Raw genomic sequence first — 22,781 nt, 5'->3', positions numbered from 1 at the left:
GGCTCTAACGCTACCGTCGGCCCCGATGAGCGACTGGGAGGGCTCCAACAACGGATTCGGCGATTCGTAAGACCTTGCCTACAGATTCCTCCTCGCCGACACTGATCCGGATACCTTCACCGGCGAAGGGTCGAACGATCAGTCCCGCCGCTTCGAAGGCCTCAGCGGCCGCCATCGTCTCGTCGCTTGTCGCGAGCCATACGAAGTTTCCTTGCGCCTCAGGTACGCGCCACCCAATGTCGCGAAGACCCGCAGCAAGGCGATCCCGGCGCTCGGTGATCACCGCAACCCGCGCCCTCAGTTCGGTCTCTGCGTCGAGGCTGGCCAACGCAGCCGACTCGGCTTGGGCGGTGACCGAGAGTGGAATGCCGGTGCTTCGCGCGGTATCGAGGATTCTCGGGTGACCCACCGCATAGCCAATGCGCAAGCCTGCCAAACCCCACGCTTTTGAGAATGTGCGCAGCACCACGACGTTTGGGTGGGTACCGCGTGCGAGTACGACCGTTCCGTCGACCGCGTCTGGCGCTGTCACGAACTCGGCATAGGCCTCGTCAAGAATGATCAGTACGTCACTCGGGATCTGCGTGGCGAAGTCGTCGAACTCTGCTTGCGTCACAACCGGGCCGGTCGGGTTGTTCGGGGTGCACACGATGATTGCTCGAGTGCGGTCGGTGACGGCTCTCGCCATCGCGGGCAGGTCGTGACGTGCGTCGTCGGTGAGCGGCACCTGCAGGCCGGTTGCACCGGGAACGACGGTCAGCCATGGATACGCCTCGAACGAACGCCACGCGTAGACGACCTCGTCGCCAGCCCCGGCGGTGGCGAGTATCAGCTGCGACAGAATCGACACGCTCCCTGCTGCCACATGCACGTCGTTAGAGGTCACCCCGAACCGCGCCGCGAGACGCTCGCGGAGCCGCCTTGCGGTGGCATCGGGATATCGGTTGACGGCGGTTTCGGCGCGCAACGCTTCAGCTACACCCGGCAGCGGATCGAACGGGTTCTCGTTGCTCGAGAGCTTGAAGGCATCGCCACTAGCCTGCCGACCCTGTTTATAGGCAGGGAGGGCCGCAATCTCGGGGCGAACGCGAACGGGGATATCTGCGGCGTCGGTCACCTGCTGAGTCTACGAGCCGCGGGCGTGCGAGACTATCCGCACTATGAGCTTCTTCATTCGCATCATCGTGAACGCATTCGCTATCTGGGTGGTGACCCTAATTCCCGCCCTCCAGGTGAGCGTTATTCCGTTCGCCCCCGGTGACACGCTGCAACTTGTGCTCACGCTCCTGCTGGTGGCGTTCATCTTCGCGTTGGTCAACATGATCATCGGCACGGTCGTGAAAGTGCTGGCCTTTCCGCTTTACATCCTCACTCTCGGCCTCATCGGTCTTCTTATTAACGGCTTCTTGCTTTGGTTCAGCGCGTGGATCACGGAGTTCTGGGACTTTGGCCTGCGCGTCGAAGACTTCTGGTGGGGCGTCGTTGCAGCGATCATCATCACGCTCATCAACTGGTTCTTCGGCATTATTCTTCGTCCCCAAGAGAAGCAGTAGCACCCTCGGAATCGGCCCGAGTCGCCGCAAACTCGGTCACCTCAACGGTCACCGCGTGTGAGAGCTCCTCAAACACATCTCCCAGCTGGTGCACCCGAGGGTCGGCCGAAGCATCGAGCATTGTTGCCGTTTCGACGTAGCTCGTCATCTGGTGCGAGGGAAGGCCAAGATCGTCCGTGCCGGCCAGCGGGTGTGCCTCGCGCTCGACTATGAAGCTGCCGGGAGCCCCCACCGATTCCATGAAACCCCCACCGGCGAGCGCCGCGACCGGGTCATCAGTGTGGCGGATTCCGACACTCAACGTCGATGAACCCACGTCCGCCTCGACAGGCGAACCAAAATTCACCAGAGTGCGGGTGTCGTACTCGCTCTCGAGGGCGAGGTGACTGGTGATCATCGCACCCTGCGAATGACCGAACGCGTGCACGACATCGCCCGGCTGTGCCCCCGCGGCACGCAGGGCGGATTCGGTGGCGTCGTATGAGGCGGAGCGCGATCCGCTGTATAGCTCGACATTTGAGCGCGAGTCCCACGGCTCTTTTGCGCTCACCGCCATCGTGCGCGTGCCCGAGACGTAGACCGCAAACTGTCGAGATCCGTCAGCCATCGTGTACTTCTCGACCCTGACCTGGCTCGCCCCGGTGCGGGGGATCCGCTCTGCCGCGCCGGTGAGGTTGCTGGGGGCAGGAAGAGGCGGTCGCTGCGATGCAGACACCCGTATCGGCTGCGCCGCACCGTTGAGCGTCGCGTCACTTCGCAGTCGCCCCCACCCACCGACTCCGGTGAGCGCCGCGAAACCAATGGCGGTACCGCCAACGGCCACGCCGCCCACCGCTGCCGCCAGCAAGTCAGAGCCTCGAGCGGTGTCGAACAGTCCGCCGAGGTCATAGCCCGCCTCGGTCGCTTGGCGTACGAGGTCACCAGGCCAGAGAACGGCTCGCTCAAACTCGGCCAGACGAGCCCGTTCCATCGCTTCGGGATACTGCGCTATCAGCACAGCTCGCTGGCGCTCGATGAGCGCGAGGGCATCGTCGTCGCCAGCCCAGAACGCCACTGCGAGGCGCGCATTCAACTCAACGAGCTCGTAGATCGCGGCCGCTGCCTCCAGATCTGCGGCGATCCTCTCTCCGCGCACGACGGCGTCAGTCAATCGCGTCGCCAGCAGCGCGAGTGTTGACAGTGCCACCCCCGCAAACTGTTGCTGGGCAAAGAGCATGTTCTGCAAGCTGCCTACGCGTGCACAGATTCGAGTGAGTTCATCGGCGGCGAGCACAAACCTCGCGGCGGTATCTCGAAGGGTGGCGGTGTCGACTTCGACCGCTCCGCCACCTCGAATGTCGAGCTCGCCGCTCACTCGCATGCCCACGCCGCGAACGCGGCATGTTCGTGCGCGCGTCTCACTTCACCAACGCCCTCATACGCGAGCACGCCAAGCCGGCTGAGGTCGTGTGCCCAATCCTCCGCCATCAGATGAAATGCCTCGGCCGTCTTGGACTGCCACTGCGTCGCGGAATCCAGCGCATGTGCCTGCGCAAGCGCTGCGCACAACGGAGCCATGATCAACTCCAATTCCCGCACCACGATTGCTAACTGCTCGGCAGCGGCAGTGGTTGGCGAACAGTGCGCATCGACGAACATGATGTTCATCCTCGTTGCCGGGTGCGCGGCAGCATCCACTCCAACTCGAGATGTGAGCGCGGCGCACTGCGTCGTGTGTGGGGAGGAGCGAGGCCTTCGCTACACGCGAAGTCCACCGGTCGATCGCGACCGCGACTCGATGAATTGGTGCGATCAGGGCCACAATGGAAACTATGACCGTGAGTGCCGCCGAGCCATTCCGAGTCGTCTTCGTCTGTACGGGAAATATCTGCCGATCGCCTATGGCTGAGGTCGTGTTCCGCAAGGTCGCCGACGATGCTGGTCTGAGCGCGCGAGTCACTTCAAGCAGCGCGGGAACCGGGGACTGGCACGTCGGTGAGCAAGCTGACCAACGCACACTCGACTCGCTCACTCGAGCGGGCTTCGATGGCAGCCATCACCGGGCACGGCAATTCACCCATGCCGATTTCGCCCACAATGACCTGGTCGTGGTTCTCGACCGAAGCCACGAGCGAATTCTGCGCGGGTGGGCACGATCCGACGCAGACGCAGACAAGATCGCACTGCTGATGTCGTTCGACGACTCGGCCACCAGCGTCGATGTCCCGGATCCCTACTACGCGGGGCCCGGATTGTTCGATGAGGTCCTCGGTATGATTGAAAGCGCGAGCCGGTCTCTCTTCCGGCAACTCGAACCTGCGATTCGCCCGGCGCGCTGATGCCGGCTATCGCCTCAATGCGCTTCGACGGGAGCACCGTGTCCACTCTCCCCCCTCAGCCCCTCAGTCCGCTCGATGGTCGCTACCAGGCCGTCGTCACCGGCCTCGCCGACTACCTCTCCGAAGCGGGTCTCAATCGCGCTCGCGTCGAGGTGGAGGTGGAGTGGCTCGTGGCCCTCACCGACCGTTCGCTGTTCGGAACATCACCACTGACTGACGACGACAAAGCTCGCCTGCGCGCGCTCTACCTCGAATTCGGACAGGCTGAGATCGACTGGCTCGCCGACAAAGAAGCGGTCACCCGACACGATGTAAAAGCCGTCGAGTACCTGGTGCGCGACCGCTTGTCGGCACTCGGCCTCGACTCGATCGCCGAACTGACGCACTTTGCCTGCACCAGCGAAGACATCAACTCGACCGCGTACGCCCTCACTGTGCAACGTGCAGTCCAGCGGGTCTGGTTGCCCAAGTTGCAGACCGTCATCGAGGCTCTCTCTCAACTCGCCGTCGATCACCGGGATGCTGCGATGTTGTCGCGCACACACGGTCAGCCGGCGACTCCCTCAACCATGGGTAAAGAGATCGCCGTGTTCGCGTGGCGCCTCAAGCGGGTAGCCACGCAGATCGAAACCGGCGACTACCTCGCGAAATTCTCAGGCGCAACCGGCACATGGTCTGCCCATCTCGCTGCCGAACCCGATGTGGACTGGCCCGAGCTCTCACAGTCGTTCATCGAAGGCCTCGGTCTGGGATTCAACGTCCTCACCACACAGATCGAGTCGCACGACTGGCAGGTAGAACTCTACGATCGCGTGCGTCACGCCGGTGGCATTCTGCACAACCTCGCCACCGACATCTGGACGTACATCTCGGTCGGGTTCTTCACCCAGATCCCCGTTGCTGGTGCCACGGGCTCCTCGACCATGCCACACAAGATCAACCCGATTCGCTTCGAGAACGCTGAGGCGAACTTCGAGATTTCAGGTGGACTGCTCGCAACGCTGTCGCAGACCCTCGTGACCTCTCGGATGCAACGTGACCTCACTGACTCGACGACCCAGCGCAACATCGGGGTCGCTTTCGGCCACTCGTTGCTAGCCCTCGACAACCTGTCACGCGGCCTGCGCGAAATCTCCCTTGCAGAAGCAGTGCTGCTCGAGGATCTAGACGCAAACTGGGAAGTTCTCGCGGAGGCGATCCAGACTGTCGTTCGCGCGGAGATCGCTGCGGGTCGCTCACAGATCACAGATCCGTACGCGCTCTTGAAGGAGCTCACGCGCGGGCGCCGCGTTGGTGCGGTGGAGCTTGCGGAGTTTGTGCGAGGCCTCGATATCGGCGACGCGGCCAAGGAACGGCTGCTCGTCCTGACGCCGGCTACCTATGCCGGTCTCGCTTCACAGCTCGTCGACGAACTGTCGTAGCGGCGTACGCTTACGCCTTCGGGCCAGCGTCGCCTTCAGCATCGTCAGTCGATTCTTCATCAGGCAACAAGACGGGTTTTTCGAGCGGTTTAGTGAACTCGGTGGGATCGATGGCGAGGAGCAACAACGACACGACGAGCAAGACCGCAATGAATGAGATACCTGCCACCACGAGGGCGGTGATGATTGCGACCTGCGCATCGCTCCCGGGCCGGTCTTGAAAGAAGCCCATCGATACCAGAGTGACGACTCCCGCGAACAGCGCTGCGGCGAATGCGAGGCCCAGCAACTGCACCGGCTTCATGAGGTCGCGACGGGTGGTCGGCTTGTCGTCAGTCACGCTGGGTCCTTCTGCTCGAGCGGGGAAGACTCCGCCGCTTCGGTAGTTGTTGGCGCGGTCGCACGCGGCGAGAAACCAGCGATTGCGAGGTATACGGCCACGATCGCCGCGTAGGCGCCAAAGATGCCGACGCCGACGACGATGCCGGTGAGGGTGAAAGTCTCGCCCGCTTGGTCGATTGTGTAGTTGAGCGCGAACTCCGGTCGCACGAACAACAAGGCCGCGGCGAGCATCAGCGTGAGTGCACCGATTACCACGCCGTCACGAGCCTCACTCTTCGCTGCCGGATGCTGCGCAGCGAGCGCCGCCGCGGGTGCCACGCGTTGCTCGACACCACCGATCGTGGGCGCGGTGCCCGGCTTACGTGCATTGCGCAATGCGCGTGCCCCCGCCAACATCTCAATCAAACCGGTGATGACGGCCCATGTGATGACGAGCACCAGATAACCCACTGCGGTGCGCGCAGGAGCAATGCTTCCGACCATGCCTGCAACGAGGGTGGCGATGCCCAAAAGGACTGACGGCCAGCGTGCGCCGGCCGGATAGACCAGCCACACCGATAGCAAGAACACCATTGCGGTGGCGACTGCGAATCCGCTGAACACGGTGGTGCCGATGAGTGCCGAGTGGTCGGGAGAGAAGGTGATCATCACTGCCGCGATCGCCGCGAACGCGGCACGGGCAAGTTGCACGTGCCGCACTTCGAACGTCGGAATACGGGCTGGTGATGTCAAGGGAATCCTGCGGGGATCTCGGGTCTGCGATCGCAGACGAATGGTGCAAGTCTAAGTCGTGTCGCTGGGAGCGACCGCTGAGCGCAGATTGTTACTGGGAGAGAAAAGACAGCGCCTGCTCGCGGAAGTCGCGCGACCCTGGGGTGTTGAAGTGGTGACGTTCGGGGATGGGCTCGAAAGTGCCCTGAGGCGTGGCCGTGGCGAGCAGCCGCGATCGTTCGAAGATTGCGTCCTCCGTTCCGGTGGCAAACAGCACCGGCTGGGTCGGGGGGTTCGCGGGGTCAGGGTCGCTATCCGCGAGGCGCATTCCTTCAGCGAGGGCGATCAGGGCTCTGATGTCGTTGCCGGCCACGCGCTCTGCGAGAGTGACATAGTTCTTCGTCACGGGATCCTCAACCGAAATTCCCTTCTCAGCGTACGCTCGCGCCTGTTCGATCTGCAGACGGGCCAGCGGTCTGCCATCTGGAATGCCGCCGAGAACCGCGCGCGAAACGTGTTGCGGTGCGTCAACGGCGAGCTGCCAGCCGACGCGCGCGCCAAGCGAGTACCCGACAAGTGCCACGTCGTCGAGCAGATAGGTGTCAAGCACCGTGAGCAGGTCACCGACGAGTGACGGCATCGTGTAGACGCGCGCTTCGTGCGGCTTCTCACTCGCTCCGTGCCCGCGCTGATCGACAGCGAGAACGCGGTAGCCTGCGCGGGTGAGGTCACGCACCCAGCCCGTGCCTACCCAGTTGTCGCGAGAGCTTGACGCAAAGCCGTGCACGCAGAGCACGGTCTGAGCATCAGTGTCGCCCCAACTATAGGTCGCGATGCGAATACCGTCTCCTGACATCACGAATCGCGGGTCTGGCACTTCAGTGACGAGCCTCGACGAAAGCTTGGGGGTGGCCGCGTGCCTCTTCTTCGACTCGGTTGCGTTCCTGTCACCCGATTCGCTCACGGGTGGCGTGCTCGGCGGCAACGTTGCTCGAAGGCTCGGCGACCCCATCAGTTTCTTCGGTTCGATGCGAATGACGACGCGCTTTGGGTTCGGCTGGGGTTGGCGATATCGCGCTGAATACAGCTCCACCGCGCGAGCAACCGCTTCTGGATCCCGCTCAATGGTGGCCTCGCCAGCGATGCTCAGCCATTGGGGTCCGGCCACCTGCCCGACCGTGGCGCGCGGGTCACGTTCAATGTTGCGTACCTTCTGGGTGCCATCGCTTGTGATTATGCGAACAACGCCGTCGGCGAACGTGAACCCGACGGCAACCACGTGCAAACTACCGTCAGGGGCGACGGTAGAGAGCGTGGCGAGGTGATAATCGGAAACCAGCTTGCGTCCATCGTCACTGAGCGCAGCATCCAGATCCATCTCGTTCCTCCCGGCACGCCTGTGCGGCGTCTACAGCACGACGCTACACGGCGAGCACTGCGGTCTGGCAATGTCTTAGGCGAGAGTCAGGAAGAGCTTCTCGAGTTCGTTCACTTGAGCGTCAGATTCCCCATCCGTGTCAGCAAGGCACTCTTGCATCGCCGTGGAGATGACAAGGAACCCGGCACGATCGATCGCCTTCGAGACGGCCGACAGCTGTTGCACGACGTCGCGGCAGTGCGCCTCGCTTTCGACCGCTGCGATAACCGCTGCCAGCTGGCCATGTGCCCGTTTAAGCCGGTTTGCAATCTTGCGCTGCGCCTCAGGATCGTGCACGGCGGGTGAATCGCTTTCTGCAGGCATTTCAGCATCCTCTCAATGGTCAAGTCCTCTCTAAAATACCCTAAGGGGTATAGAGAGCGAGAGCCTCCGGCAGGTTCGATCCGATTCATGCCCGCTGCCCCCAGGAGAACGCGGTCCGGTTGATCAGGCTTCGTCGGAAAAATCGAGCGGTTCGGTCGCACTGAACGGGCACAGAGATCCCATGAAACACAAGTCAGGTTGATGAAGTGGCGACCTCTGGTCTAGATTGGTGTCTATACATCCGATGTTTACACATTGGCATGCGGAGAGGAAGACATGGCTGTCATCACCAACGTCGTCACGCACGACATTCGATTTCCCACATCGCTGAGCCTCGATGGCTCCGATGCGATGAACCCCGACCCCGACTATTCCGCGGCGTACGTGGTTATTGAAACGGACGCCGACGACAACCTCGAGGGGCATTCGTTCGTGTTCACGATTGGACGCGGCAACGACGTGGAAGTCGCAGCGATCGATGCGCTGCGCGATCACATTCTTGGGCTCGATATAGACGAGCTGCTGTCAGATATGGGCGCCGCTTCGGCGCTACTCAATCACGACTCTCAATTGCGCTGGCTCGGCCCTGAGAAGGGTGTCATGCACATGGCGATTGGCGCTGTCGTCAATGCGCTCTGGGATCTCCGCGCGAAGCGCGCTGGCGACCCGCTGTGGCTGCACCTGTCGAAGCTCACGCCTGAAGAGATTGTCTCGATCGTTGATTTCCGCTACTTGAGTGACGCCATTACACCAGAGGAAGCGCTGCAGATTCTGCGCGCCGCTGAGCCCGGCCGCAAAGAGCGCATCCAGAATCTTCTTGACTCCGGCTACCCCGGATATACAACCACACCCGGTTGGCTCGGCTACTCCGACGAGAAGCTGGCCCGACTCTGCAAAGAAGCAGTCGCAGACGGCTTCGGACAGATCAAGCTCAAAGTCGGCGCCGACCTCGAAGACGACATCCGTCGCATGAGAGTCGCCCGCGCCTCTGTACCGACGGGCTTCCCAATCGCCATTGATGCGAACCAACGCTGGGACGTTGCAGACGCAATCGAATGGGTCCAAGCTCTCGCCGAGTTCGAACCGGCCTGGGTCGAAGAGCCCACCAGCCCTGACGACATCCTCGGCCACGCAGCAATCGCGCGCGGCATCGCACCCATTCGCGTTGCGACCGGCGAACACGTGCAGAATCGCATCGTTTTCAAGCAGATGCTGCAGGCAGGGTCGCTTTCCGTGATGCAGATCGACGCCGCGCGGGTCGGTGGTGTGAATGAGAACATCGCGAACCTGCTTCTGGCTGCCAAGTTCGGGGTGCCCGTCTGCCCGCACGCGGGCGGAGTCGGACTCTGCGAGGCCGTGCAGCACCTGTCGATGTTCGACTACGTCGCAGTCAGTGGCGAAATCGAAGGACGAATGATCGAGTTCGTGGATCACCTGCATGAACACTTCGTCACCCCGACGGTAATCCGCGAGGGTCAGTATCTTGCTCCCACGGCGCCGGGTGCAGGAACCGAAATGCTTGCGGCCTCGATCGAGGAGTACACCTGGCGCGAGAACTAGTCACCACGCAAGAACCATTTGCGCGAAAGCTGGGGTGGCCTCCGCCGTCCCAGCTTTCGCGGTTAACTCACGCGGCTATGCGACGTCTTCAGGCGGGGTGGCTTCGCGCAACCATTCCTCGACGCCGCTGACGTGCGTCAGCATTCGCGCAGCGGCAAGTTCAGGGTCGCCTCGGCGAAGAGCGGTGAGGATCGCACGGTGCTCATCGATCGTTCGCTTCGCGGCACCCTGCTGAGTAATCCCGCGCCAGATTCGAGCGCGCACAGTGCCACCTGAAATCGACTCGACGAGGCGCGCCAAATACTCGTTGCCCGAGGCGTCGACGATTCCCTGATGAAAAGCCACGTCGTGGCTCACAAGCTCTTCGATGCTGCCCTCCGCGTCCGTCTCATCGATTTGAAGCTGCAGAGAGTCGGCAATCTCGTCGGTCATGTGCAACGCGGCCAGTGATGCCGCCGCGGGTTCCAAAATGCGACGCACACCGAAGATCTCCACGAGGGAATGGTCTGTGTGAAGGTCGACCACGAACGTGAGTGCTTCGAGAAGAAGTCGCGGTTCGAGACTGGTGACGTACGTGCCGTCGCCTCGCCTGACATCGAGCACACGCATCACTTCGAGGGCTTTCACCGCTTCTCGCAGCGAGTTGCGTGAGAGGCCGAGGCGTTCCCCGAGTTCTTTCTCGGGTGGCAGCCGCTCGCCGGGCCCGAGTTCTCCCGAGGTGATCATTTCTTTGATCCGGAGAATCGCTTCGTCAGTGACAGCCATATGCCCATGATATCGAGACGTCGGATCTATTGTCGGGTGAGCACGAATCACTCTCACCGGTTCGATGCACAGCCAACGCAACGTAGCGCTGCTGGACGCGCCTCGAGACGTGCGTGAGGGATGCTGCCGCCGCAGTCGATGCACAGCCCGTACGTACCCGTTCTAGATCGCGCGAGTGCAGCATCCAGGTCGGCGAGCTCGTTTCATGGTGCAAAGAGTCCGTTGATCGCGCCGAGCACTAGATTTTCTTGTAGGGATCGCTCAGGGATGTCCATCTGGCACCCGCAACGCACTGGGTCTGAGAGGTCAAGTTGTCCACGCGCGCCTGTGCCAGTGCAGAGCGATCTGTCCGTGAGTAGAGCTTGCTTCACCTCAAGTGGACAGTTGATTGATTTCTAAGAGACCGAGCAGCAAAGAGTAGGGGCGGGTGTGCGCCCCTACTCACACGACCACGGCTCTTGTCATGACCTACTCGGGGCTGTCGTCGTGCTCTTCGGCCCGAATCGCGCGCCGTAACTGAGCAGAATCTCCGTCGCGTTTCACCGCGCTACGGATCTCGTTCGCCAACGCGATGATCTCATCCGGCGTCTCGGCGAATCCGTCGCTTTCGGCCGCGTTCGACTCAAGCGAGACCAGATCGTCGTCGCCAATCTCGACCGAGTACACCACACTGTCGAGCGCGCGCACGCGGGTGCGCATGATCGAGAACGCCCGATAGACACGAAAGGTACGACCAATCGGCGAAGCGATTCCTTGCGCTCGCCGATAAATCGTTTGGTACAGCGCAGCCTGCAGCACCTCGGCGTGTTCGTTCATCAGAGCGAAGTAGTCGTCGTGTGTGCCTAGGCGGTACCAGAACTCATCAGGGCGGGAGTTCGCACGCTCGTCTGTGGATTCTCCGGTCGTGACGAGGGGCAAGGTGGCCCAATTCGCGGTGATCTCCGTCACGATTTCTCGGTTCGGACCCAACGAACGGAGGTCCCTTAGTAGCTTGTCCCCGATGATCCACGCGCCCTCGTCGACGCGGATCTTGACGACCTCATCGTTCGTCAGCCAGCGAACGAACCGCCGATCTCGCTGCCGTAGTGGCGTGAGCTCGGGTTCCGCGAAGCCTGACGCCGGGCGCACGACGTAATCCACGCCATCTCGCGGGCCGACCGGGCGAGCGAACTCGAGCGCACGCTGCGACCCGGCTAGGTCGAAGGCGAACCCGCGCAAGATCAGCTCGGTCTCAGACGGCGGGCTCACGGCACCCCCTGTATGAGTTGTTGCGCAGACGCCTCAGGGCCTAGTACGTCACGACCGATGCTGCGGATCCGATCGAGGTGGGCTTTCTTCTCGCCCGCCGGCCACGACAAGTCGTACGTCACCCAGTCGATGTATGCCAACATGCCTGGCTTGGCGAAGAATACAGCGACGGGTTCCAGCGGAACGTCGACAAAGTCGATGGCGGCAACCCGCCCTTCCCAGCGCCAGTCGCGCTCATCTTTTGACGCTGAGATGTCGATGGCAGGGTCGAACGCGGTGTGCGGGACCTCCTTATGCGTGTAGCCATTTGGCGAGGTAAAACCGCTGCTCAGCCAGGTCTCCAGCGACGCCTGGTACCTACCAACTGCGAACGAGTTCTTCACGACCAGGGCAATGCGGTCGTTCTTAGTCATGGGGCTAGCGAACGACGCCTTGTTGGTGGCAATTCCGCCGGTATCGAAGGGAGAGACCCGGGTGTGAGCATCACCATCGGGGCGGTGATTGCTGAACACGACGATGTCGACATTGAAGGCGGGATCTGTGTAGCCGACGTAGTAATAGCAGTTGCGCCCGATACCGAGGACCGCCTCCGAAGACCCCGTCACATACCCTGACTTCAGTTGCTCGAACTGTCCGGTTAGTCGCCGCCACAGCACCTCATGCCGCGACATCGAATGAACGCCCTTAGGGTCCTCGGGGCGTAGCCCTTGCGTCCACAGCAATGGCATGTCGCGTCGCGTCACAGCACCCCCAGGTTTCAGCTACTGGACATCCTCAAAAAACCTACTGTAGGAGATGGCGATAGCCCCCTCATGAAATGTCCGATGACACGAGCGCGTCTCGCTCCCTGTGTTCCCAGCCCAGCATCCATGCAAGAGGAGGGGCATCACTCCTGTGCGGACACTGTCAGCTCCATCATCCGCTCGGCATAAGTGGCACCGTCGATCTCGCCATCGCCGTACTGGCGCATCAGCTCGTCGATCTGCGCCTTTAGCTCTACTCGCTCCATCACTCACTCCCCTTCGTCGTTCGCTGGTTGACTTGATGCCCGGTGAAACCACGGATGACCGCCTCGCCGGTCGAGTTAGCTCTAGCCATCCATCTCATCCTCGTGTTCGCACCAGTGATCGCCGTCGTGTCCGACCGGCAGTCGACAGAACACGCCGCCAAACTTGCGTCGACCATATGGGAAATACAACGCGTTGCACCACTCACTTGAAACTGTCACAGAAGCCCCTGCCCGTGGCACTCGTGCTCAACGATCCTCGCCAGGCAGTCACTTCTTCAGAAGATTGAGCGAAATAGTTCCGCATGCGCATCTGAGCGATTCCTCCTTCCCCTTGTTCCAGCCCACGTAGATCCACGAATCACAGTTCGGGTTCAAGCATTGGAACAGGCCGAGAAAGTCGCGGGCAGCATCGATCACCGGGCGCAAGTCTTCCGTCGTACCATTTGCCCAGTCGTTGTTGTGGACGAGCTTGTTCAGCAACCAAACTTCGCCATCGTGCTCAGGGATGACCTCGGCGCGACGAGCTTTCAGCTCCGCAACCTGCTGTTGCTGCGCCGGGATCTTCCACACTTGCGCCGAATCCGCCGCCATAGCGAGAAGTTTCGTCTGCCGCCCTTTCGCCGCATCGATGAATGCGGAGAGGTCGTACGCCCCGTCACTGCGGTACACCACCGACCCCCCCAGCCCCTCTGCGATATCGGCGGCGTTTGCCTCCATCGCTCGACGCAGCTTCGCCGCGGCCCCCGCGACATCCCCGGCCACAAGGGCGGACTCCACAGCCGCCCAGAAGTCACCAGTCCCGACCGTTGGGCCCGTATCGACGCTCCATGCGGAGAACCTGGCCATCGTCGACGATGTGACAAGGCCAGCGGATCGCATCTGTCGCGCCCATACTTCGTCGTGTGTAGTGATGATGAACTGCACGTGAGGGAACTCTGACTGTAGAAGTTCGGCGAACCGACGTCGGTGGTTGGCATCGACGGACATCACCACATCGTCCAATACGGCGAAGGTGAACTTCTCGCCCAGCAGTTGTTTGACCAACGCTAGGTAGAGACAGATCCCCATTCCATCCTGATGGCCTTCACTGTGATACGCCGCCGGTGGAAATAGCCCGAGGCTGTAGAAGTCCACCTTGAGGTCGAGGCTGCCGGAAGCGGGGGTCAACTCTGCGCGGAAACTCCCCTCGTCATCCGAGTTCACGAACCTGTAATACTCGCTGAAATCACCCTCGACTGACGCATAGAGCGCCGACAGAGCGGCGTCTGCCGCATCGCAGAAAGTCGTGTAAACCGCGCTCGCGACTTCGTGCACACGAGAACCCTTTTCTGCCTTCGCTCGGGCCAGGCGCACACGCGTCCAACGGTCCTTTGCAATGGTGAGGAAGCTTCGTGCAGCATCTTCTTCAGAGTCATCAGGCATCGCCTCGAGCGCGCGGTCGAGGTCCGTGACTCGCTGTGCCACACCTTCCGGCGAAGACGTGACAGAGGCGGCGAGCGAACCTGAACCCGCCACCGCCAGATCAAATGTGCTGCAGAGTTGCTCAACGGCTCGAATCTTGTCGAGCCACTCATCAAGCTCGTAGGGCAGTTCGGCAGGACCCAGATGCGCCGCGATCGGTCTGACCGCGTCGATCACGCCCCGGAACATGCGTAGTCGCCGGCCATACTCATCGATTGCCGCCTGCACGCTGCTCCTGAGCTGCTGGGCGCGATCAGTTGTTGCGAGTCGATCTGCAATGTGCGTTCGAAGCTCAGCCGCCGACGACCACTCGGATAGGCAGAGCGGGCATCGCGAACCGTCGATCGCATCCAAGCCAGCTACGAGCAATCCCCGATGACGAATCTGGTCAAGTAGCTCAGGCTCGGCAGAAACTGCTTCGAGCGACCGTTCCGCGGCGGCCCTCGCCGCATCGATGCTCGTGGTCACCGCCAACGCACTCGATAGCGCCGTGAGATCTCGCTTTGCGCCTTCGATGTTGAACGCGATGGTTCGCTGGCGCTCACCGACACCCGCGAGAAGGTCTGTATCCGCAGTCAGCTCCTCTAGCGACGCCAAGCCGAGCGTTGTTCGCCGACGATTGATCTCTCTGAGAACTTCGGTCGACAGAAGCGTAGTCACACCGAGGTGTTGCTGAAAGGCCTGCTCTGCGGTATCACGCTCGCCCGACGCTACTTTGGCGTCGGACGTTGCCTTTGACTGTGCGGCCTTGAGCGCCTTCCTGTTACTTTCCACCCGGTCCAGCTTCAACAGCGCCTGCACCTCGGATGCCCTGTCGCCTGGCTTTGCCACGATGAACTTAATCAGCTCCCGGCGTGACAGTGTCAACTCTGGGTGGTTGAGCGCCTCGCTCACGACCGCACGCCATTCGGGGGTGTCGGGGTCAAGCACCAATGCGCCAGCGTTCTTTACTGAACGTGTCAGCGTGGCCGTCTGCCCGCTCAACGCGTCACGAACCGTAAGCGTGACAACGGCTGCACCGGCGTCATCTCGACGGTGCACGTGCGGACCGTGCTTCTGAATCGTTAGCCCCGCTGTGCCTGCTCCGGTGAGTCGAGCGATGTTCCCTGTCAGCGCGAAGTCGATCGCGTCAACCACACCGCTCTTTCCTGACCCATTCGGACCGTAGATGACGAAGGAGCGACCCTCGAGATCAAGATCCAGTTGGCGTATACCGCGGAACTCCTCGATGTGGATGTGCTCGATGCGGATCATACGATCTGATCGCCCGAAGTAGAGGTAATCATTTCGAGCACCGTCGAAGCGGTCGGCGTCCCCTCACCGACGAGCAAGCCGTGCAGCCGGTCGATCAACTCTGCTGGCACATTCTCAACCTCGGTGAGATCTTCCCGGAACTGATCGGCAATTTGTACTTCTAGCGGCGTCGGCGTCGTCACTCGAGACTCTCCAATACATCTACCCGGTCGGGTACTGATATCTGAATCCTAGGTGCGAGCGTAGACACTGCGCCTTGACCCGTTTGTTCTCGCGGGAAGTGGCAAACATGCCATACCGAATAGGCCATACTGGCGCGGCCTATTCGAAACGCTGAATCAGTGGCGAAACGCATCAGACCCGAGGACTCGGCCTGGAGTGACTACGCCGGTGAGCTCGCCACGAATCTTCGCCGCCTCCGCCATGAGGCAGGTCTGAGCCAGGAAGACGTCGCGTACCGCTCCGGCCTCACGCGCTACACGTACCAAAAGTACGAGAAGGGCGAGTCGAAGCCTGGAACACCAGCGAACCCAACAATCCGTACGCTGCTCGCTATGTCACAGGCCTTGGGCGTCTCGCTCATGGACATCCTGCCGGCGAAGATTCCCGACCTACGTCTTCGCTAAGCCCAAGCACCACCTGCAGCTCACGCCGCACAGCGGCGCCGAGCTCGGTGAGCGTGAGCGGCTGTCCCCGCTGAGCTCGTGTGATCAGCGAGCCGCCTGCGTCGGCGCCGAGTCGCTTCATCTGCGTGGCGAGAATGCTGAGCGTCACGCCGATCTCTCGAGCAGCGGCCGTCATCGTGACATGGCGCGCGACAACGAGGAAGCGCTCCGCGCGCTGCGCAGCGTCCTGACCGACGAGGATCCGGCGCAGCAGCGGTGAGTTCCCCGCGCGCGGATCAATGCGGATGGCCGTTGCTCTACTTGCGGCTCCGCGAGCACGTCGCGGGATGCCTGCGGTCTCGAGGTGACGATTGATGGTTGTCATCGTCACTCCCAACTCCACCGCGATCTCGGGGATCGTGTGGCGGTCGTCGAGATGTCGCCGACGCAGCCACTCCGGATCAATCACCGTCCGCCGCCGTCCACGACGCGTTTCGACTCCCTCGTCGGCGAGCACTCGACCGGCGGTCTGCCGCGCGACTCCGTGCTTGATCGCGATCTCGCGTACCGACACACCGGCCGAGTATGCAGCGACCGCTCGCGCAGGCATCACCGCGGCGCGGGCGGGCCGAGCCGTCGCCCAGCTCCTCTCGCCTGCGTCGGCGACATCGGCCAGACGGCCCACAACCTCAGGCGCGGGCAGCCACGAAACAGGCTCGTCCACGCCAAGCGCTCGGAGAAAGTCACCAGCAGATGACGCAAGTGCCTCCGCGACCGCCCCCGGCAGCCCCGACCGAAACTGACCCAGCTCTGCGAAGGAAGGGAACCCCCGCTCCTCGGCGAACGGCGCGCGCGACAGCCTGTTGCCACTCACGAGCGCATAGAGATGTGCGCGGGCGGACTGCCAGCGCCGATCACCACCTGGCTTCACGTTCTCAGCCCGACAGATCTCGACCCATTCGTCGCGCGGCAAGATGCCTGCATAGTCGAGAGACCGGCGACGCGCGAAGTCGATCGGCGTGGATTGCTCGTCCATAAACGCGGCGAGCCGCGCGATCGCTCGAATGGTGTCCACCTCCGGTCCGTTTCGCCCGAGGGAGCGCATCACGTGACTGACCTGGCGGCCTCGGTCTCGACCCCGCCGATGAGTACTACGAACAATGGCGATTCGTTACAGGCGATTGGCTTCGATTCGTTGTCACCGACGAGTTTCCCCGTATTGGCGACGACGCTATCCCTCCCGGAGTGCTGAAAGTGGCTTACTCACTCCGACTCGATTCGCTGACGGCGTTCGCGGCCGGGTTCGACGATCTCGAGGTGATGCCGTGACGGACGAACAAGTGCTCGAACTCCGCAATGAGATCAAAATCGAAACCGCGGGTTCAACGGATTTCGAGATCGAGGCGTTTGCTCGGGTTTTTGCGCGGCGACTCGAGGATGCCGAGCAGATATTCGACTTGAATGTCGAGGCACTGCAATGCCGCGGCCCTCGCGGACGCAAGCTCGAGCTGCTGGGCTATGCCGAGGATGCAACGGACGATTCGTTGACCGTGCTCGCAGGGCGCTACTTCGGAGATGACTCCACCCTCACTCTGACCGAAGCGAAAGACGCGCTCAGTAGGGCGACAGGGTTCCTCGAGAGCGCTTCAGATGGCTGGTTCAACGAGAACCTCGAACCGTCCTCTAGAGAGGCGGAGTACGCCGACTATTTTCGCCGCAAGCTCACGTCGGGGGGAGCTTCGAGGATCCGGGTCGCACTCATCACCGATGGGAAGATGAGCGAGCGTATCCGGACGATCGAAAGCGACACCGTCGCAGGGATCAGAGCCACTTTCGAAATCTGGGATCAACGACGCATAATCGAACTCGCTCGGCCTGAGACGCACAGCGAAGACATCGAGATCGACTTCACCCGCTGGTTGCCCGACGGGTTGCCCTGCCTGATCGCAAGCACGGACGATTCCTCTTTGCCGAGTTACCTCGCAGTGCTCCCCGCGCGAGTGCTGGCCGACGTGTTTGAGGAGCACGGCAGCCTGTTGCTTGAATCGAATGTCCGCACCTTCCTCAGCGCGCGCGGAGCGGTGAACCGTGGTATCCAGGAGACGTTGCGCGATGCCCCGGATCGATTTCTGGCGTTCAACAACGGCCTCACCACTACCGCCGTCGACGTCGAAGTCGACACCGTCCGACGCGGCACCTTCCTCAAATTGATCAGAGGGTGGCAGATAGTCAACGGTGGGCAGACCACGGCATCGATTGCGCACTACCTCAGGGCGAGCAAGGAGCGCACGGTTGACGGCGTCTCCGTCCAAATGAAGCTGGTCGTGGTCGACCCGAATGAGGCTTCCGACGTTGTCCACGCGGTTGCGAAATACGCCAACAGCCAGAATCGGATCAGCGGTGCCGACCTCTTCTCGACTCATGCCTTTCACGTTCGCATGGAGCAGATCAGCCGCCGCCTGCGGGCGCCGGCGAAGGAAGGCCAGCAATACCGATCGGGATGGTACTACGAGCGGGCGCGTGGGCAATGGGAGAACGATCGCGCAGCACGAGGTGCGCTGGCTGAGCAGAAGAAGTTTGAACTCGAGTACCCCAAGCCACAACGGATCACTAAGACGGACTGGGCAAAGTACGCGTACTGCTGGGGGAAGAAGCCGCATCTGGTAAGCAAGGGTGCCCAGAGTGTCTTCGCAGACTACGCACTCGCTGTCGACAAGCAGTGGGAGTCAGATGACGCGCAGTTCGGCGATGGATACTTCGTCAACAATGTCGGCAAGGCGATCATGTATGAGCAACTGCGGTCGGCCGTGCTGAAAGAGTCCTGGTACACCTCAGCACCGGGATACCTCGCGAACATCGTCGCTTATGCGATCGCAAGGTTTGCTCTGCAGATCGAAACTCAGTTCGACGGCGCAAAGTACGACTTCAGCCGCATTTGGCAGAGCCAGGCGATCGATGAGAGCACGCTGAATGCTCTGTTGAACGTCGCGCAGGCGGCCCAATTGAACCTGACGGACGACAGCCGGCCGCAGGCAAACGTGACGCAGTGGGCGAAACAGCAAGCATGTTGGGATCGGTTCTCCAAGGTTCACCTTCAGCTACCAGGGACCGTCCGTATGACTCTTGTCAGCGCGGACGACGCTCGCGCATCTACCCGCGAGGATCGCAAGCTGCGCGTCATGGACACGGGCATTGAGAACATCAGAAGGGTCATGACGGTTCCTCGCGCCACGTGGACATCCGTCCATCAATCCGGTCACCTTTCACCCCTCGAGAGCGACCTTTTACAATTGTTCGGCCTGAAAACCGGCGGGGTGCCGAGCGAAAAACAGGCAAGCGCGTTGCTGGGACTACTAGAGCGCATGGCGGATGGCGGAACAATCGCTCGGGGGTCCTTCTAAGGCCATCGCACCTAGTCCACCGGCTTGAGACACTCAAGCTCAGGTCCAAACGACTCGATACAAGCATCTTGCGTGCGGCAAGCAGAGGTGGCCTCGCCGGGGTCCGCAAAAGAAGTTGGCTCTGTTCTCCGCTCCAGCGCACCTGTCACAGACACAGGTTGCCACCATCCGTCAGCACTCGAACCCGACCGCTCGTGCTCTCGTCAACAGGACAATATTGGCCGATGGAAGTTCGCGGCCCGCCCCGCCGAAATGTCCATGTGGACACCGCGTGGACATTTCATCTGGGAAATGGACAACTTCAAAAAAAACCTACATTTCTACCCGAAGTCGCCCGGGGCCATGTCGGTGAATCGCGAGAAGTGGCCCTGGAACGCCACGGTAAGTGTGTCGGTAGGGCCGTTTCGGTGCTTAGCGATGATCAGGTCGGCCTCGCCAGCGCGAGGACTATCTTTCTCGTAGGCCGCTTCGCGGTGGAGCAACACCACCATGTCAGCATCCTGCTCGATCGAGCCTGACTCACGAAGGTCGCTCAGCGCCGGCTTCTTGTCCGAGCGTTGCTCGGCACCACGGTTTAGCTGCGACAGTGCGACGACCGGTACGCCAAGTTCTTTAGCGAGCAGCTTGAGCGCACGCGAGAACTCCGATACCTCTTGCTGGCGCGATTCAACTCGTTTGCCGCTGGTCATCAGCTGCAAGTAGTCGATGATGACCATCTTCAAGCCGACCCGCTGCTTGAGCCGACGGCACTTGGCACGGATTTCAACCAGAGTCATATTGGGGGAGTCGTCGATATACAGCGGCGCATCATTGATTCGGCCGCGGGTGGAGGCGATGGTCGTCCAATCGCGCGAATCGAGCGTGCCCTTGCGCATTGACTGCAGTGGGATTGATCCCTCGGCACTCATCAAACGCATCGCGATCTCGCTTCGCCCCATCTCGAGAGAGAAAACGATCGTGGGCATGTTGTTGGCGATCGCCGACGAACGAGCGAAATCCAGCGCCAGCGTCGACTTACCCATCGCCGGACGAGCGGCGATGATGATCATCTGGCCAGGGTGCAAACCGTTGGTGAGCTGGTCCAGCCCCGAGAAACCAGTCGGAATTCCCGTCATCTGGCCATCGCGACCACGAGCCGCTTCGATCTCTTCGACTGCAGCGTCGACGGCAGTGGTCAGTGGCACGTAGTCTTCGGTCGCCTCCGCGCCGTTGACCGAGTAGATCTCGGCCTGTGCGTTATTGACCAGGTCGAGGGCTTCGCCTTCGCCCGAGTAGCCCAACTGCACGATGCGGGTGCCTGCGTCGACAAGACGACGCAGCAGAGCCCGCTCCGACACAATGGACGCGTAGTAACCCGCATTCGCTGCGGTCGGCACGATCGATGTGAGGGTGTGGAGGTAGTCGGCGCCACCAGCACGCTGCAGCTCGCCCGTTTTGATCAACTCGTCGGTGACGGCGACCACGTCGGTGGGCTCTCCATGCGAGTACAGCGTCAACACGGCTTCAAAGATCAGCTCGTGTTTCGGTATGTAGAAATCCGTACCGCGCAGTGACTCGATCACGTCGGCGACGGCGTCTTTCGACAGCAGCATGCCGCCGAGCGTGCTTTGTTCTGCGAGAACGTCGTGGGGCGGAGTCCTCTCGAAGTCCCGAGGCTTGCCGAGGCGATCCTCGGAGATGTCCGCAATCGACATAGGTGCAGCGTCCTCCACATCGACCGGGTATTGGGTAGTCCTCAACGCGACATTCGAGAGGACCGCCCCCAACGCTAAGGACGGGTTCGGACACACGCAACATGGCCTGTGGATAACTATGTGGAAAGCCTGCGCGAAACGCCGCATAGCCTGTGCACAACATCTGTGGATAGATTCCGCTTGAACCATGGATTGCGACAATTAAATATGATCTGATCTGGTTTTTGTGTTTCCACACCCTGTGGAGGACTTGTCGGTTGAAGCCGGACTTGAAGGTTGTGGATGCTAGCGCTTCCTGTGCACAACTTCGAAGCCATCCACTCCCGCGGAATCACGCGAAATGCGCACTTTTTTGACTTTCCTATAGACGCGGCGTGCGCAGATCAGTAGGTTGAGTGCTCCAGGCACCCTCAAGCGTTCACCCATCCGGATGGACGTGACGTTTTTTCGTCGACGTGATCAGTCGTGGGAGGTGAAATGGACACCGTAGCTACACACCGTCTGGGCAATCTGCCCCGACTCGCGCTCATCGGCGCCGGTGTCGCATTCGCCTGGTTGGGCCTCTCCCTCACTCTCGGTCTCGGATCGGCCGCCTCACACCCCGCTGACGAATCCGACGACGAACGCAGCGTTCTGGGTGCCGTCACCGGGTTGGTCGACAAGACCGGCTCCAGCGCGACCACGACGGTGAAAAGCGCCGCCGCGACGGTGATCGACGTCGTCGATGAGGTCGTCGAGAAGGCTTCCGAGCCGGTCAAGGCTCCCGTGCAGAAGGTAGCCGAGCGCGTCAAGAAGGCGGTCGAACCGGTCAAGAAGGTGGTGCAGACGGCCACCGCGCCGGTCGCCGAAGTCGTCGACAAGGGCGTCGTCGAGAAGGCCGCCAAGCCCGTCATCAAAGTTGTCGAGACCGTCACGAAGCCCGTCGCGAAGGTCGTCGAAACGGTGACGGAGCCGGTTGTCGAAACGGTCAAGGAAGTCCCGATCATCGGTGAAATCGTCACCGAACTGGGCGTCGACGATATCGTCACCGGGCTGGACGATGCCGTGGCCGATGTCCCCGGAACCCTCACCGACGTGACGCAGACCGTCGACCGGACGCTCGTCGAGACCGTCGATACGGCTGAGACGACCGTCGACGGCGTGTTGCCCACGCGCCCGACCACGCCGCCCACCACGGGCCCCGGTGTGGTGTTCCCGTCGCTCCCCGCTCTCCCCGGCTTTCCGGGTACCCCGACAGTCCCCGCCTCGCCTGACGGCGCTCCGGGACACGCGTCGGCGCCATCTATCGCCCCGACCCTGTCCACTTCTCAGCTCGCAGCGGCCGCGTTGCTCGCGCGCTTTGCCGAAGCGACGCCCCTGTCGTGGGCATCAGATGGTGCGCTCGCGGCGCAATTCCGGTACGCGGCCGGCCAGGTCGTCGCATCCGTCATCTCCCTTGCTCGAGGCGCACTCGCGCCCGCAAACTCGCCGTCGACGCCTGGACTCTGCGTATCGACAGTTTCTTCCGCAGGACCCACTGGTGCGGGTTCTGGTGCCTGGGCGTTGCTCGCCCTGATTCCGCTCGTCGCTCACCGTGCCTGGGTGCGACGCGCTGGACCAGCAGACGAGCACGCGCCGGTGGCACCTGTCGGCAGCACCGACGTCTCTCCCGACTGATCACGCCGCTGTCGCGCTTTGTTATACGCGCGACACGCAGCG

23 protein-coding genes and 2 pseudogenes are annotated in these 22,781 nt (G+C 61.8%); 8 read left to right on the top strand and 17 right to left on the bottom strand.

What is annotated here, in order from left to right:
* Positions 1 to 10: 10 nt before the first annotated feature.
* Entirely contained in the window at positions 11 to 1,117 is a 1,107-nt protein-coding gene (locus AB0O81_RS08595; RefSeq protein ID WP_363583236.1) for a histidinol-phosphate transaminase, read from the bottom strand.
* Positions 1,118 to 1,160: 43 nt separating this feature from the next.
* On the opposite strand from AB0O81_RS08595, the gene AB0O81_RS08590 reads away from it, so the two are divergent.
* The gene (locus AB0O81_RS08590; RefSeq protein WP_363583234.1) at positions 1,161 to 1,553 is read left to right on the top strand and encodes a phage holin family protein; all 393 of its coding nucleotides are present in this window, start codon (positions 1,161 to 1,163) and stop codon (positions 1,551 to 1,553) included.
* Here the strand turns inward: AB0O81_RS08590 and AB0O81_RS08585 are convergent.
* The gene (locus AB0O81_RS08585; protein ID WP_363583232.1) at positions 1,525 to 2,907 is read right to left on the bottom strand and encodes a hypothetical protein; all 1,383 of its coding nucleotides are present in this window, start codon (positions 2,905 to 2,907) and stop codon (positions 1,525 to 1,527) included. The two genes, AB0O81_RS08590 and AB0O81_RS08585, sit on opposite strands and share 29 nt — an antisense overlap.
* Positions 2,904 to 3,191, bottom strand: coding sequence for a hypothetical protein (locus AB0O81_RS08580; protein ID WP_363583230.1), 288 nt, complete (start codon positions 3,189 to 3,191; stop codon positions 2,904 to 2,906). The genes AB0O81_RS08585 and AB0O81_RS08580 overlap by 4 nt, the downstream gene beginning before the upstream one ends.
* Positions 3,192 to 3,364: 173 nt before the next feature.
* Here AB0O81_RS08580 and AB0O81_RS08575 point away from each other — a divergent pair, with 173 nt between their 5' ends.
* Both AB0O81_RS08575 and purB read left to right on the top strand, forming a co-directional pair.
* Complete coding sequence (locus tag AB0O81_RS08575; RefSeq protein WP_363583228.1) at positions 3,365 to 3,871, top strand: low molecular weight protein-tyrosine-phosphatase; 507 nt, start codon at positions 3,365 to 3,367, stop codon at positions 3,869 to 3,871.
* Between the two features lie 38 nt (positions 3,872 to 3,909).
* Positions 3,910 to 5,292 (top strand): adenylosuccinate lyase, encoded by a 1,383-nt coding sequence (gene purB, locus AB0O81_RS08570; protein ID WP_363583226.1) that lies wholly within the window; start codon positions 3,910 to 3,912, stop codon positions 5,290 to 5,292.
* Between the two features lie 10 nt (positions 5,293 to 5,302).
* Here the strand turns inward: purB and AB0O81_RS08565 are convergent, their stop codons facing one another.
* From AB0O81_RS08565 to AB0O81_RS08545, 5 genes and pseudogenes are all read right to left on the bottom strand, one after another.
* On the bottom strand, positions 5,303 to 5,632 hold the full coding sequence (locus tag AB0O81_RS08565; protein ID WP_363583224.1) for an amino acid transporter: 330 nt from the start codon (positions 5,630 to 5,632) through the stop codon (positions 5,303 to 5,305).
* Positions 5,629 to 6,366, bottom strand: a complete 738-nt coding sequence (locus AB0O81_RS08560) for an acyl-CoA synthetase (RefSeq protein ID WP_363583222.1) — start codon at positions 6,364 to 6,366, stop codon at positions 5,629 to 5,631. Before AB0O81_RS08560 ends, AB0O81_RS08565 begins: the two co-directional genes overlap by 4 nt.
* A gap of 91 nt (positions 6,367 to 6,457) precedes the next feature.
* The gene (locus tag AB0O81_RS08555) at positions 6,458 to 7,201 is read right to left on the bottom strand and encodes an alpha/beta fold hydrolase (protein ID WP_363583372.1); all 744 of its coding nucleotides are present in this window, start codon (positions 7,199 to 7,201) and stop codon (positions 6,458 to 6,460) included.
* A 165-nt stretch (positions 7,202 to 7,366) separates the two neighbouring features.
* Positions 7,367 to 7,723: pseudogene (locus AB0O81_RS08550) on the bottom strand (PPOX class F420-dependent oxidoreductase); the annotation flags it as partial.
* Between the two features lie 75 nt (positions 7,724 to 7,798).
* Complete coding sequence (locus AB0O81_RS08545; RefSeq protein WP_363583220.1) at positions 7,799 to 8,086, bottom strand: metal-sensitive transcriptional regulator; 288 nt, start codon at positions 8,084 to 8,086, stop codon at positions 7,799 to 7,801.
* Between the two features lie 276 nt (positions 8,087 to 8,362).
* On the opposite strand from AB0O81_RS08545, the gene AB0O81_RS08540 reads away from it, so the two are divergent.
* Positions 8,363 to 9,646 carry an L-fuconate dehydratase gene (locus AB0O81_RS08540; RefSeq protein ID WP_363583218.1) on the top strand — a complete coding sequence of 428 codons (1,284 nt, stop codon included), beginning with the start codon at positions 8,363 to 8,365 and terminating at the stop codon, positions 9,644 to 9,646.
* A gap of 75 nt (positions 9,647 to 9,721) precedes the next feature.
* Here AB0O81_RS08540 and AB0O81_RS08535 read toward each other — a convergent pair whose 3' ends face one another.
* The 7 genes from AB0O81_RS08535 to AB0O81_RS08505 form a co-directional block, all read right to left on the bottom strand.
* Positions 9,722 to 10,411 carry a FadR/GntR family transcriptional regulator gene (locus AB0O81_RS08535; protein ID WP_363583216.1) on the bottom strand — a complete coding sequence of 230 codons (690 nt, stop codon included), beginning with the start codon at positions 10,409 to 10,411 and terminating at the stop codon, positions 9,722 to 9,724.
* 53 nt (positions 10,412 to 10,464) lie between these two features.
* A complete protein-coding gene (locus AB0O81_RS08530; RefSeq protein WP_363583370.1) occupies positions 10,465 to 10,557 on the bottom strand; it encodes a TraR/DksA C4-type zinc finger protein in 93 nt (30 codons plus the stop codon).
* Positions 10,558 to 10,879: 322 nt separating this feature from the next.
* The gene (locus tag AB0O81_RS08525) at positions 10,880 to 11,659 is read right to left on the bottom strand and encodes a hypothetical protein (protein WP_363583214.1); all 780 of its coding nucleotides are present in this window, start codon (positions 11,657 to 11,659) and stop codon (positions 10,880 to 10,882) included.
* Entirely contained in the window at positions 11,656 to 12,402 is a 747-nt protein-coding gene (locus AB0O81_RS08520; protein ID WP_363583212.1) for a hypothetical protein, read from the bottom strand. The genes AB0O81_RS08525 and AB0O81_RS08520 overlap by 4 nt, the downstream gene beginning before the upstream one ends.
* A gap of 143 nt (positions 12,403 to 12,545) precedes the next feature.
* Complete coding sequence (locus tag AB0O81_RS08515) at positions 12,546 to 12,671, bottom strand: hypothetical protein (RefSeq protein ID WP_363583376.1); 126 nt, start codon at positions 12,669 to 12,671, stop codon at positions 12,546 to 12,548.
* 264 nt (positions 12,672 to 12,935) lie between these two features.
* Complete coding sequence (locus AB0O81_RS08510) at positions 12,936 to 15,383, bottom strand: AAA family ATPase (RefSeq protein ID WP_363583210.1); 2,448 nt, start codon at positions 15,381 to 15,383, stop codon at positions 12,936 to 12,938.
* On the bottom strand, positions 15,380 to 15,565 hold the full coding sequence (locus tag AB0O81_RS08505) for a hypothetical protein (RefSeq protein ID WP_363583208.1): 186 nt from the start codon (positions 15,563 to 15,565) through the stop codon (positions 15,380 to 15,382). Before AB0O81_RS08505 ends, AB0O81_RS08510 begins: the two co-directional genes overlap by 4 nt.
* A gap of 159 nt (positions 15,566 to 15,724) precedes the next feature.
* On the opposite strand from AB0O81_RS08505, the gene AB0O81_RS08500 reads away from it, so the two are divergent.
* Complete coding sequence (locus tag AB0O81_RS08500; RefSeq protein ID WP_363583206.1) at positions 15,725 to 16,009, top strand: helix-turn-helix transcriptional regulator; 285 nt, start codon at positions 15,725 to 15,727, stop codon at positions 16,007 to 16,009.
* Here the strand turns inward: AB0O81_RS08500 and AB0O81_RS08495 are convergent.
* The gene (locus AB0O81_RS08495; protein WP_363583204.1) at positions 15,963 to 17,063 is read right to left on the bottom strand and encodes a LysR family transcriptional regulator; all 1,101 of its coding nucleotides are present in this window, start codon (positions 17,061 to 17,063) and stop codon (positions 15,963 to 15,965) included. The two genes, AB0O81_RS08500 and AB0O81_RS08495, sit on opposite strands and share 47 nt — an antisense overlap.
* A gap of 71 nt (positions 17,064 to 17,134) precedes the next feature.
* Here AB0O81_RS08495 and AB0O81_RS08490 point away from each other — a divergent pair.
* Together AB0O81_RS08490 and AB0O81_RS08485 are read left to right on the top strand one after the other, a co-directional pair.
* A pseudogene (locus AB0O81_RS08490) lies at positions 17,135 to 17,317 on the top strand (PD-(D/E)XK motif protein); the annotation flags it as partial.
* On the top strand, positions 17,314 to 19,389 hold the full coding sequence (locus AB0O81_RS08485; RefSeq protein WP_363583202.1) for an AIPR family protein: 2,076 nt from the start codon (positions 17,314 to 17,316) through the stop codon (positions 19,387 to 19,389). The pseudogene AB0O81_RS08490 and the gene AB0O81_RS08485, both read left to right, overlap by 4 nt.
* A gap of 320 nt (positions 19,390 to 19,709) precedes the next feature.
* On the opposite strand, the gene dnaB is transcribed toward AB0O81_RS08485, so the two are convergent.
* The gene (gene dnaB / locus AB0O81_RS08480) at positions 19,710 to 21,083 is read right to left on the bottom strand and encodes a replicative DNA helicase (protein ID WP_337336658.1); all 1,374 of its coding nucleotides are present in this window, start codon (positions 21,081 to 21,083) and stop codon (positions 19,710 to 19,712) included.
* Positions 21,084 to 21,560: 477 nt separating this feature from the next.
* Between dnaB and AB0O81_RS08475 the strand changes: the two genes are divergently transcribed.
* The gene (locus AB0O81_RS08475; protein ID WP_363583199.1) at positions 21,561 to 22,739 is read left to right on the top strand and encodes a hypothetical protein; all 1,179 of its coding nucleotides are present in this window, start codon (positions 21,561 to 21,563) and stop codon (positions 22,737 to 22,739) included.
* Positions 22,740 to 22,781: the final 42 nt, after the last annotated feature.

The sequence above is a fragment of the Microbacterium sp. NPDC076911 genome, assembly GCF_040687125.1.
Taxonomy (GTDB): domain Bacteria; phylum Actinomycetota; class Actinomycetes; order Actinomycetales; family Microbacteriaceae; genus Microbacterium.
Note: the sequence above shows the minus strand (reverse complement) of the source record. Positions and strands in the feature narration are given on the sequence as shown.